The following is a 536-nucleotide window of genomic DNA, read 5'->3' on the forward strand; positions in this document are numbered from 1 at the left end:
TTCGACGACATTCCGTTGGCCGGGATGACCGCCCCGGCGCTGACCACGGCGAGTCACCCGGTGGGGCGGATCGCCGTCGCCGCGGCCACCGCTGTGCTGGACGGACGCCCGGCGGCCCCGGTGACCCTCTTCCCGTCGGCCCTGGTGGCGCGGGCCAGCGCCTGAGTCGACGCCCGGCGGTTAACCCCGCACGGGCCGGGTAACCGGGGCGGACCTTACGTCCACCCCGAGGAGCGCCGACCCGTGTCCGACTCCGCGCCGTCGCACTGGGACCCGGCGCCGAGCCCGCGCGACGGCCGGTTGACCGCCCGCCACCACCCACCGGCGGCGCCGGGGCGCACCGGGCTGGTGCCGATGACCGGCCGCGACGGGGACCGGCTGGCAGTGGGGTACGTCCCGGAGCCGGCGGGCGACGGTTCGGCGTACCGGTTGGTGCTGCTCCTGCACGGTGCCGGCGGCTCGGCGCGACAGGGCCTGGACCTGCTGTTGCCGGTCGCGGACGCGCAGCACCTGCTGCTGGTCGCCCCGGACTCGTC

General features: G+C 77.2%; 2 pseudogenes. Both read left to right on the forward strand.

The features are described 5' to 3' along the window. Positions 1-165: pseudogene (locus KBX53_RS36770) on the forward strand (LacI family transcriptional regulator); the annotation flags it as partial. A 78-nt stretch (positions 166-243) separates the two neighbouring features. Further along, a pseudogene (locus KBX53_RS35370) lies at positions 244-536 on the forward strand (phospholipase); the annotation flags it as partial.

It is taken from the genome of Micromonospora sp. M51, from assembly GCF_018070305.1.
Lineage (GTDB): Bacteria > Actinomycetota > Actinomycetes > Mycobacteriales > Micromonosporaceae > Micromonospora > Micromonospora parva.